The 11,232-nt window shown below is 74.5% G+C and carries 5 protein-coding genes and 1 pseudogene; all 6 read left to right on the top strand.

Annotated features, from left to right (window positions below):
- Positions 1–7 precede the first annotated feature (7 nt).
- The 6 genes and pseudogenes from ACH34T_RS09100 (at position 8) to ACH34T_RS09075 (ending at position 11,219) form a co-directional block, all read left to right on the top strand.
- On the top strand, positions 8–808 hold the full coding sequence (locus tag ACH34T_RS09100; RefSeq protein WP_395991550.1) for a 2OG-Fe dioxygenase family protein: 801 nt from the start codon (positions 8–10) through the stop codon (positions 806–808).
- Positions 809–831: 23 nt separating this feature from the next.
- Positions 832–2,024 (top strand): annotated as a pseudogene (locus tag ACH34T_RS09095) (AMP-binding protein); the annotation flags it as partial.
- Positions 2,025–2,270: 246 nt separating this feature from the next.
- Entirely contained in the window at positions 2,271–6,233 is a 3,963-nt protein-coding gene (locus ACH34T_RS09090) for an amino acid adenylation domain-containing protein (RefSeq protein ID WP_395991793.1), read from the top strand.
- A gap of 27 nt (positions 6,234–6,260) precedes the next feature.
- Entirely contained in the window at positions 6,261–7,541 is a 1,281-nt protein-coding gene (locus tag ACH34T_RS09085; RefSeq protein ID WP_395991549.1) for an MFS transporter, read from the top strand.
- Between the two features lie 124 nt (positions 7,542–7,665).
- A complete protein-coding gene (locus ACH34T_RS09080) occupies positions 7,666–9,972 on the top strand; it encodes an amino acid adenylation domain-containing protein (RefSeq protein WP_395991548.1) in 2,307 nt (768 codons plus the stop codon).
- Positions 9,969–11,219 (top strand): cytochrome P450, encoded by a 1,251-nt coding sequence (locus ACH34T_RS09075; RefSeq protein ID WP_395991547.1) that lies wholly within the window; start codon positions 9,969–9,971, stop codon positions 11,217–11,219. Before ACH34T_RS09080 ends, ACH34T_RS09075 begins: the two co-directional genes overlap by 4 nt.
- The last annotated feature ends 13 nt before the right edge of the window (positions 11,220–11,232 follow it).

The following is an 11,232-nucleotide window of genomic DNA, read 5'->3' as shown; positions in this document are numbered from 1 at the left end:
CATTTCCATGACCCGACAGGATGCCGACGTCCGATCCGCCGAGAAGGACGCTCCCTCGGCAGGCTCGGCCGGACGCAAGCTCCGCGAGGACGGCTGGTTCATCTGGTCCTCGGAGACCCTGTTCGAACGGATCGGCGCCACCGAGAAGACCTGGAGCCGGTTCGCCGACAACTGGGACGATCTCACGCTGGACACCCACATGGGTGACGGCGGCGTCTACCGCTACCGCCGGTACGGGCGATTCGGGTACGACGCCGACACGGAGGAGCTGACCCGGATCTCGCACCACAGCTATTTCCAGGAGGCCGACGTCAACCCGCTGAACGGGGGAGTGGTCCGGCACTTCGACCCGCTCACCGACGCGTTCGACAAGGACCCGCTGCTGGAGCCGCTGGTGCGGACCCTCGGAGAGATCATCAGCGCCGCCGAGGGCGTTCGCAGGTGGTACGTAGAGCTGCACCCGGTCCGGATCGTCACCGGCAACGGGCAGCTCGGCAAGCCCACCCCGCAGGGCGTGCACCGGGACGGGGTCACCTACGTCGCGACGCTGGTGACGCGCCGCACGAACATCACGGGCGGGAAGAGCTCGGTGTACACCGACGACCGCGAGTGCCAGCAGTCGCTGACGCTCCAGCCCGGCGACTTCATGACGTTCGACGACAGGCGGATGCTGCACCACGTCACACCGGTCGAGCCGATCGACGAGGGAGCCCCGGCGTCGAGGGACGTGCTGATCGTCGATTTCACGCTCCCCGACGCGGGTCACGCCGCGCGCAACGGGCTGGCGGATCCGAACGCGCAAGGGTGAGGAACACCGGACACGTGGCCGACATGACCGGCGGGACCGGCGATACCGGCGGGACCGGACCGGGCACGATCGTCGAGGTGCTGCGGGCGCGGGCCGCCGCGACCCCCGGCGCGACCGCGTTCGTCTTCGCCGACCGCGATCCGGAGCGGGCGCTGAGCTACGCCGAGCTGGATCGGCGTGCGCGGGCGGTCGCCGCGCGCCTGCTCGGCACCGGCCGGCGCCGGGCGCTGCTGATGTACCCGCCGGGGGCCGACTACGTCGCCGCCTTCTTCGGCTGCCTGTACGCGGGCGTCGAGGCCGTCCCGGTCTACCCGCCGACGGGGACCCGCGGCACGGAACGGACTGCGGGCATCGTCGCGGACGCGGGCACCGACCTCGTCCTCACCGACCGGGACACCGCCGAGACGTTCGACGGGGACGGCGGCGGCCTGGACGAGTCCACGCTCGTACTCCGTACCGACTTGGAGGCGCCGGACCCCGGGGTCGCCCCGGCGGCCGGGTGGGCGGGGACGCCGCCTTCGCGGGACGACGTGGCGTTCCTGCAGTACACCTCGGGCTCGACGGCGGCGCCCAAGGGCGTCCTGATCGGCCACGACAACCTCATGCACAACCTGGCCACGATCGCCCGGACCTACGACCTCGGCCCCGGCAGCGTCGGTGTCAGCTGGCTGCCGCCCTACCACGACATGGGCTGATCGGCGGGATCCTGGAGCCGGTCTACGGCGGCTTCCCGTGCGTGCTGCTGTCGCCGATGACGTTCCTGCGGCGGCCCGTCCGCTGGCTGGAGGCGATCAGCCGGCACCGCGCGACGATCAGCGTCGCGCCCGACTTCGGGTACGCCGAGTGCACCCGCCGGGTCACCAAGACCGAACGGGCCGGGCTGGACCTCGCGGCCTGGCGGCACGCCCTCGTGGGCGCCGAACCGGTCCGCGCCGCAACCCTCGACGCCTTCGCGGAGCGGTTCGCGCCGAACGGCTTCGGCGACGACGTCTTCCGGCCGTGCTACGGGCTGGCGGAGGCGACGCTGCTGGTCACCAGCGTCGGGCGGGGCGAGCGGCCGCGCCGGCTCGAAGTCACGCGCGACGCGCTCGCCCGCGACCTGGTGGAGCCGGCCGGCGAGGCGCCGGGGGAGCCCACCGTGACGCTGGTGGGGTGCGGCCGCGCACGCGGCGCGGACGCGGTCGCCGTGGTGGACCGGGCGACCGGCCGGCGGTGCCCCGACGGAACGGTGGGGGAGATCTGGGTCGGCGGACCGACCGTGGCCCGCGGATACTGGCGCCCGGACCGCGAGGCGACCCCCCTCGCCGACGCCTCGCTCCCCGACGCGTCTCGCGCCGACGCCTCGCTCGCCGACGCGTCGCTCGCCGACGGCGGTTCCGGTCCCGGGCGGTACCTGCGCACCGGCGATCTCGGCTTCCGCTGGGACGGCGAGCTCTACCTCATCGACCGGATCAAGGACCTGATGGTGATCCGCGGGCGGAACCACCACGCCCCGGACGTGGAGGAGACCGTCCGCGGAGCGGATCCGGCGCTGCGCGCCAGAGGTGTGGTGTTCGGCCACGACGACGGCGCCCGGGAGCGGGTCGTCGCCGTCCACGAGGCGGCACCCGGCCTGGACGGTGCGCGCGCCGCCGCCGTCGTCGAGGAGATCCGCACGGCCGTGGCCGCAACGCACGGCCTGGCCCTCGACGACGTCCTGCTCGTCCGGCCCGGCACGGTGCCGTACACCACCAGCGGGAAGCCTCGGCGGCGCGCCTGCCGGGAGCTGTACCTGTCCGGCGCCCTGTCCGCCAGGCTGATCGCGGCGAATGCCGGGAGCGGAACAGCCGGGAAGACGACGGCGGAGCCCGCCACGAGCCCGACCAGACCGGACCTGACCAGGCTGGCGGCGACCGCGCTCGACGTGGGTCCGGACGACGTGGCCCACGAGGTTCCGCTCGCTGCCCAGGGCCTGGACTCCCTCCGTGCGGCGCGGTTGCGCGCGGCCCTCGCGGACGAGCTGGGCATCGAGGTCCCGTTGCGGCGGCTGCTGGACGGGACGACCGTCGCCGACCTCGCCGCACTCACGGCCCCGTCAGCGCCGACGGGCCAGCGGGGCCGGGGCCCGCACCCGCACGACGGGACGGAACCGGCGCCGGCCTCGTCGGGACAGCGCCGGATGTGGCTCGCGGACCAGCTCGGCGCCGGACCGGCGTACACGATCAGCGGCGCGGTACGGCTGACCGGACGGCTGGACGTCGACGCGCTCCGGGCCGCCGTCGGCGACCTGGTCCGCCGCCACGAAGCCCTGCGGACGGTCCTGCGCCCGGCGCCGGACGGCACGCTCGTCCAGCACGTGCTCGACGCCCCCGAGGTCGACGTCCCGGTCGTCGGATCGCCGCCGGACGACGGGCGGTCCTGGCGGGAGGCGGTCGAGGCGCGGTACGAGCGGGAGCCGGCCCGGCCGTTCGACCTGGGCCGGGACATCCCGGTGCGGGCCACCGTGCTCCGGCTCGCGCCGGACGAGCACGTCCTGCTGTTCGACACGCACCACGCGGCGGTCGACGCCTGGTCGGCCGGGCTCCTGCTGCGGGACCTGGCGGCGGCCTACCGCGCCCGCGTGTCGTCCGGGCCGGACGGGAACGCCGAGCGCCTCCCGCTCCTGCACGCCGAGCGGCCCCCGCTCCGGTACACGGACTACGCCCGATGGGAGGCGCACGAGGAGGCGGGCGACCGGCTCGCGGCCATGGCCTCGTATTGGAGAGCGGCACTCGACGGGGTCCGCGCGGTGGAGCTCCCGACCGACCGTCCCCGCTCGGCTCGCGCGGCGCCACCCGCCGGCCAGGTCCGGGTCGAGCTGTCCCCGGAGATGACGGGACGGGTCCGCCGGCTCGGCGAAGGCACCGGGGCCACCCCGTTCATGGTGTTGCTCGCCGCCCTGGGCGTCACGCTCGGCCGGTGGAGCGAACAGGAACGGCCGGCGATCGCCGTCCCGGTCGCGAACCGGGAGCTGCCGGGAACCGGGGCGATGGTGGGCTTCGTCTCCAACACGCTCCCGCTGCCGGTGGACCTCACCGGTGATCCCACGTTCTCGGAGGTGCTCGGCCGGGTCCGCAAGAACTGCCTGGACGCCTTCGAGAACGCGGATCTCCCGTACGAGCGGATCCTCCGCGAGGCTGCCGCCGACCGGGACCCGTCCGGGTTCCTGCGCTGCGCCTTCGTGCTGCGCGAAAGGGTGGACCTCGGATGGGACGTCGAAGGGGTCGCCGCGGACGTCCACGAGCTCCCTCCGGCCGGTGCGGCGTTCGAGCTGGCGCTCTATCTGGCGCCGACCGCCGGCGGCGGCCTCGCCGGCTCGATGCGGTACGCCGCCGACCTGTTCGACCAGGCCACCGTGGACCAGGTGCGCAAGAGCCTCGGGCAGATCCTGGCGGGCGCGGTCGAGCGACCGGACTCCGCGGTCAGGACGCTCCCGCTGGTGGACGCCGCGGAGCGGAACCGGCTGATCCGGAGCTTCGGCGGCGCGGACGTCCCGCCGGTGCGCGACGGCACGGCGATCGACCTCTTCGAGCGCCAGGTCGCCGCCACGCCGGACGCTCCGGCGATCGTCGGCGCCGAGCGGCTGACCTATCGGGAACTGGACCGGAGGGCCGACCAGTTGGCCCGGTACCTGAGGGACCAGGGGACCGGGGCGGAACGCGTCGTCGGCGTCCGGCTGCCGCATTCGCCGCGGCAGGTCGTCGCCCTGCTCGCCGTCTGGAAGGCGGGCGGGACGTACCTCCCGCTCGACGTCTCCTACCCGGAGGCCCGGCTGCGCTTCATGGTCGAGGACGCGCGACCGCACACCATCGTCGATCCGACTGTCGTCGATCCGGACCGGCTCTCCGAGATCCAGGAGAACCCCGCGACCGCGCCGCCGCGCGTCACGCACGCCGACGGCGCCGCCTACGTGCTGTACACGTCGGGTTCCACCGGTGTGCCCAAGGGGGCGGTGAACACGCACGCGGGCCTCGTCAACCATCTGGCCTGGAAGCGCGCGGCGATCCCGCTCGGGCCCGGCCGGGTCGTCCTGCACCGCACCCCGCTGGGCTTCGACGTCTCGATCACGGAGCTGATGTGGCCGCTGATCTCGGGCGCCTGCCTGGCGATACCGGAGCCGCACCGGGTCAACGATCTCGCGTACCTCACGGGGTTCGTCGGCGAGCACGGGATCACCGACGCGTACCTCGTGCCGTCGGTGCTCCGTGCCTTCCTCGACGTCCCGGAGGCCGCCGCGTGCGGTGCGACGTTGCGGCGCGTGCTTGCCGTGGGCGAGGAGCTCACCCCGAGGGTCGTGGCGGACTGCCGGCGGGTGCTGCCCGGCGTGGAGCTGCTCAACCTGTACGGCCCGGCCGAGGCCGCCATCGAGGTCACCGCGTCCTGGGTGCCGCCGGGGCCGGACGGCGGCCGGCGGGTCGGGATCGGCGGCCCTATCGCGGGTGCGCGGGTCTACGTGCTCGACGAGCGGGACCAGGTCGTCCCGGTCGGCGGGGTCGGCGAGCTGTGCCTGGGCGGCGTGCCAGTGGCCCGTGGTTACCAGGGCCGCCCGGCGCTGACGGCGGAGCGCTTCCGTCCGGACCCGTTCGAACCGGGGGCGCGGCTCTACCGCACCGGCGACCGCGCCCGCTGGCGGCCGGACGGCACCCTGGAGTTCCTCGGCCGGGCGGACCACCAGGTCAAGATCCGCGGCAACCGGGTGGAGCCCGGGGAGGTCGAGCACGTCCTGCTGTCCCATCCGGCGGTCGGCGCCGCCGCCGTCGATCCCCGGACCGGTCCGGACGGCTCGATCCGGCTGGTCGGCTACGTCACGCACGACCGTACGGCGCCGTCGTCCGCGGAGCCGACCGGCACGGAGCTGCGCAGGTTCCTGTCCGGGAGGCTGCCGGACTACATGGTGCCCGACGTGTTCGTCACGCTGGCCGAGCTGCCGCTCAACGCCAACGGGAAGCTGGACCGCTCCGCGCTGCCCGAGCCGGGCCCGCGCGAGCGGCGGCGGCACGTCCCGCCGCGGACCGGGGCGGAGCGGACGCTCGCGGGCATCTGGGCGGAGGTGCTGGACGCGGACCCGGTCGGCCGGCACGACGACTTCCACGCGCTGGGCGGGCACTCCCTGCTCGCCACACAGGTGGTCGTGCGGATCGAGAAGGCGTTCGGGATCAGGCCCGCGATCACCGAGCTGCTGAGCCGTCTGACGCTCGCGGAGCTGGCGGACGCCCTCCAGCGCCGGCAGCTGACGGCGGCCGCCGAACCGGACGTGCGCACGCTGATCGAGCGGATACGCGCGATGCCCGAGGCCGCGGTCCGGCAGGCGCTCGCCCGCGAGCCCGCCGGTGACGGCGGCGGCGGTGACGGCGGCGGTGACGGCGGCGGTGACGGCGGCGGTGACGGCGGTGCCGAGTCCCGCTAGCCCCCGGGGCCGGCGTCAGGAGGGTGGATGACGGTCGAGCGGCAGGAACGGATACCGCTGCGACGCGACCGCGACTTCATGTCGTTCTGGCTCGGACAGTCGATCTCGGCCGCGGGAACGGGATTCTCGCTGGTCGCCGTGCCGCTGCTGGCGGTGCGGGATCTCGGCGCGAGCGGCGCCGGCGTCGGTTCCCTGCGGGGCGCCGTCTACGTTCCGTACCTCGTCATCCCGCTGCTCGCCGGAATCCTGGTGGACCGGGTGCGCAAGCGCCCGGTCATGATCGCCTCCGACGTCGCCCGCTTTGTGCTGATGCTCGCCATTCCCGTCCTGCTCTGGGCCGGTGCGCTGACCTTCCCGCTGCTCCTCGTCATCGCGGTGGTCGTCGGCTGCTGCACGGTCGTGTACGAGGTGGCGCAGACGGCCTACCTGCCGCTCCTGGTGAGCCGGGACCGCCTCACCGCGGCCAACTCGTGGACGATCGCGTCCGAGGAGGCGGCGGACCTGGTCGGCCCGGGGGTGTCCGGCCTGTTCGTGCAGGCCGCGAAGTCGGCTCCGCTCGCCGTGCTCGTCGACGCGTGCTCCTACCTGGTCTCGGTGATCTCGCTCGCCGCGATCCGCAAACCCGAGCCGGCCCCGGAGCCGGCCGGGGACGGGCGCGTCCGGGCCGACCTCGTCGAGGGGCTGCGGTTCGTCTTCGTGACCAGCCGGACGGTCCGCGGCATCGCCACGCAGGGGTTCGTCTTCAACTTCGGAAGCTCCATGTTCATCGTCGCGTTCCTCCTGCACGCGCTCGACGTCCAGAACGCGGGAGCCGCGTGGTACGGCGTCGCGATGACCGCCGGAGGGCTGGGCGCGCTGGTGGGGGCCACGACGGTCGCCAAGCTGATCGGGACGCTCGGCGAGGGCCGGGTCTACGTGCTGAGCGCCGTCGCGTCGACCGTGCCGTTCCTGCTCGTGCCCGTCGCCGCCGGACCGGACGTCGCGATCGGCGTCCTCTGGCTGGTCGCGCTCTTCCTCGCCAACATCGGGGCCGGCGTCTGGAACGTGATGTCCAACACCTGGCGTCAGCAGGCCACGCCCGACGCCATGCTGGGCCGGATGAGCGGGGGCATCCGGCTGCCGTTGTTCGCGGGCATCCCGCTGGGCTCGATCCTGGGCGGCCTGATCAGCGACGCCTTCGGCCCTCGGGCCGCGCTGTTCGGCTGCGTGGTGATCATGATGCTGACCCTGCCGCTCGTGCCGTCGGTGCTCTCGGCGAGGGCGGGCGACCGGTCGGGGGAAGCCATGACAGCGGGCTCGGATCGATAGCCCGGACCAGCCGCCCGGTTGTCGGGAGCTCACCGGACTACCGGCGGCGCGCCGTCCCGATGGAGTCTTGGAGCCGACGGGGCCGTCGGTCCGCGGACACGGGCGAGGGTAGGTGCTGGCACGCGTGACGATTCCGGTTTCCACGAACCCGGCCGCGGCGCTCGCCGCGCTGGTCGCCGTGTTCCATCGCCGGACGCTGCAGGAGACGTTCCGGATCCACTCGACGTCCGGGGACGGCGAGCGCCGCCGCGCCCGCGTGCAGATCGTCGACGTCTCCGACGACCCCGGCTTCGCCACGCTCGCCGGCCGCCTGGCATCCGGCCCGGCGGACGACGCCGACGCGAACAAGAGCGGCCCGGACGCGAACAAAGGCGGCACTCGCGCCGACGCCGCCTACGACATCATGCTCCAGACCCGCGCGGACGGCGTTCCGTTCGCCGTCGAGCCGCGCTGCGGCGACCTGGACCGGATCGCCGAGCAGGCGGCGGTGGCGCTGGCCGCCGGCCGGGCGGACCCGGACCGGCCGCTCTCGGCGCTGGACGTCACCCCGCCCGCCGATCGGGACCTGGTCGCCGCCTACGGCGGTCACGGTGTGCCCGCCGCCGCGCCGCGCCGGATCGACGCCCTGGTCGAGGACCGCGCCGCCGAGACGCCGGACGCCCCGGCCGTCACGGACGGCACGACCACGTTGACCTACCGGGAACTGGTCGACCACGCCGGCGCCGTGGCAGGCGAGCTGGCCGAGGCCGGCGTCCGTCCCGAGGACGTCGTCGGCGTGCTGGCCGACCGGTCGCCCGAGCTGATCGTCGCACTGCTGGCGGTGCTCCGGGCGGGCGGCGCCTACCTAGCCCTCGACCCGGACCTGCCGGACGTCAGGCTGCGGGACCTGCTGACGGACGCCTCGGTCGGCACGGTCCTCGTCACACCACGGTTCGCCCCTCGTGTCCCCCGGACGATCAGGGCGATCCCGCTGTCGTCGCCGGAGCACCTTGTCCGGCGCGCTGGGAGCGTCCGGCCGCGAACTGCCGCGCGGCCGGACGGCCTGGCCTACGTCAGCTACACCTCGGGCTCCACCGGGCGGCCGAAGGGGGTGTGCGTCCCGCACGCGGCGGTGTCCCGGCTGGTGCGCTCGCCGGACTGGGCCCGCTTCGACTCCGGCGACGTGTTCCTGCAGGCGGCCCCGGTGGCGTTCGACGCCTCGACGCTGGAGATCTGGGCGCCGCTCTGCAACGGCGGGAGGCTGGTCGTGCCGCCGCCCGGGCCGCTCGACCTCGCCGAGCTCGGCCGCACCGTGCGGGACGAGGGCGTCACCGTCCTCTGGCTGACCGCCGGGCTCTTCCACCAGATGGTCGACGGGCACGTCGAGCACCTGGCGGGCGTGCGGCACCTGATCGCGGGCGGCGACGTGGTGGCGCCCGAGGCGGTCGCGCGGCTGCTGGCGGCCCACCCGCACCTGGTGTTCACCAACGGGTACGGCCCGACCGAGAACACGACGTTCACCACCTGCGGGACGGTGCGCGGCCGCCTCCCCGACGGCCCGGTGCCGATCGGCCGCCCGATCGGCGGGACCAGCGTCCGGGTGCTCGACGCCCGCCTCCGGCCGGTCGGCGTCGGCGTCGTGGGCGAGCTGTACGCGGGCGGCGCCGGGCTCGCCCGCGGATACCTCGGCCGGCCGGCGGCGACGGCCGGGCGGTTCGTCCCCGACCCGTCGGGCGGCCCGCCGGGCGGCCGCCTCTACCGCACCGGCGACCTGGTCCGGTGGCGGCCGGACGGCGGGCTGGACTTCCTCGGGCGGGCGGACGCCCAGCTGAAGGTGAACGGGTACCGCGTGGAGCCCGGCGAGATCGAGACCGTGCTCGCCGGCCATCCGGACGTGCGGTCCGCGGCCGTGGTCTCCCAGCCCAGGCCGGACGGCGGCAACCGGCTCGTCGGCTACGCGGTACCGGCCGCGCCCGCCCGCGAAACAGCGGACGGCGAAGCGGCGGACGGGCTCGGCCGGCGGCTGCTGCCCTGGCTGCGCGAGCGGCTGCCGCCGTACCTGGTTCCGGCCTGGGTCGACGTCGTCCCCGAGCTGCCGCTGACGCGGAACGGGAAGGTCGACCGGGCCCGCCTGCCCGAGGGACGCCGGATCCCGCGTGCGGTCGCGAGCGACTACGTCCCGCCGCGTACCCCGATGGAGCGGTTCCTCTGCGATCTGTGGGGGGACGTCCTCGGCCTCGACGAGATCGGCGTCGAGGACGACTTCTTCGAGCTGGGCGGGCACTCCCTCGTCGCGGCCGAGGTGCTGGCCAGGCTGGAGCAGGAGTTCGGCGTCGAGCTGTCCGCGCGGACGCTCTACCTGAGCCCGACCGTCGGCGAGCTGGCCGAGCACGCGACGCGGGACGACTTCGAGCCGGTCGACGTCGAGCCGGCCGACGGGGCCACGAGATGAGGATCTCCGGACCGGGAGACGGCACGCCGATCGACCTGGACGCGGTGGACCTCGCCGACCCGGAACTGTACGCCCATGGCGATCCGCATCCGGTCTGGCGGGCGATGCGGCGGCTGGACCCGATCCGCTGGCACCCCGTGGACGGCGATCTCGGGTTCTGGTCGGTCACGACGTACGAGCACGCCGACCGGGTCCTCCGCGACCACACGGCGTTCACGTCCCAGCGCGGCACGCTGCTGAACCTGCTGGGCAAGGACGATCCCGCCGGCGGGCGTCAGATGGCGGCCACCGATCCGCCGCGGCACACCCGGATGCGCGAGCCGCTGCGGCGCGCGCTCGCCGCCAGGTCGGTGGAACGGTCGGCCGGCCGGATCAGGGAGCAGGTCCGCCGGCTGCTCGCTCCGGCGTCGGCGGGGGAGCCGTTCGACTTCGCGTGGACGGTCGCCGAGCTGCCGATGGCGGTGACCGGGACGATGATGGCCCTGCCGCGAGCGGACTGGCCGCGGCTGACCAGGCTCACCTTCATGTCCATCGCCCCGGACGATCCGGAGTTCGTCGTCGGCGGCGACCCCGGGGCCACGCTGGAGCAGGCGCACCGGGAGCTGTTCGCCTACTTCGCCGACATCGTCCGGCGCCGGCGGCGGGACCCGGGCGACGATCTGGTCAGCCTGCTCGCGACGGCGGACGTGGACGGGCGCGTCCTCGACCACGGCGAGATCATCTCGAACTGCTACAGCCTGCTGCTGGGCGCGAACGTCACCACCCCGCACGTGCCGTCGGCGATGCTGGACACGCTCGCGGGCACCCCGGAGCTGGCGGACGTGCTGGCGCATCCGGAGCTGGTGGCGGGCGCCGTCGAGGAGGCCCTGCGGTGGGCCTCGCCGGCCAACCACTTCATGCGGCACGCCGTCCGGGACGTGGAGCTGGCCGGCCGGAAGATCCGTTCGGGTGACGCCGTCGTGGTGTGGCTCGGCTCGGCGAACCGCGACGAGAGCGTGTTCTCCGACCCGTTCGGCTTCGACATCCGCCGCAAGCCGAACCGGCACATCGCGTTCGGCAGCGGGCCGCACTACTGCGTCGGCCACACGGTGGCCCGGGTCAGCCTGCGCATCCTCTTCGAGGAGCTGGTGAACGGCTTCGCCGCCGTCGAGCGGGCGGGCGAGACCGAGCATCTGTGCTCGAACTTCGTCGCCGGCGTCAAGCATCTCCCGGTGATCGCCGAGCCCCGATCCCGGGGAGGACGGTAGCCCATGGAATCTC

The organism is Actinomadura sp. 9N215, assembly GCF_044326345.1.
Taxonomy (GTDB): Bacteria; Actinomycetota; Actinomycetes; order Streptosporangiales; family Streptosporangiaceae; genus Spirillospora.
This window is presented reverse-complemented; position numbering and strand designations above follow the sequence as displayed.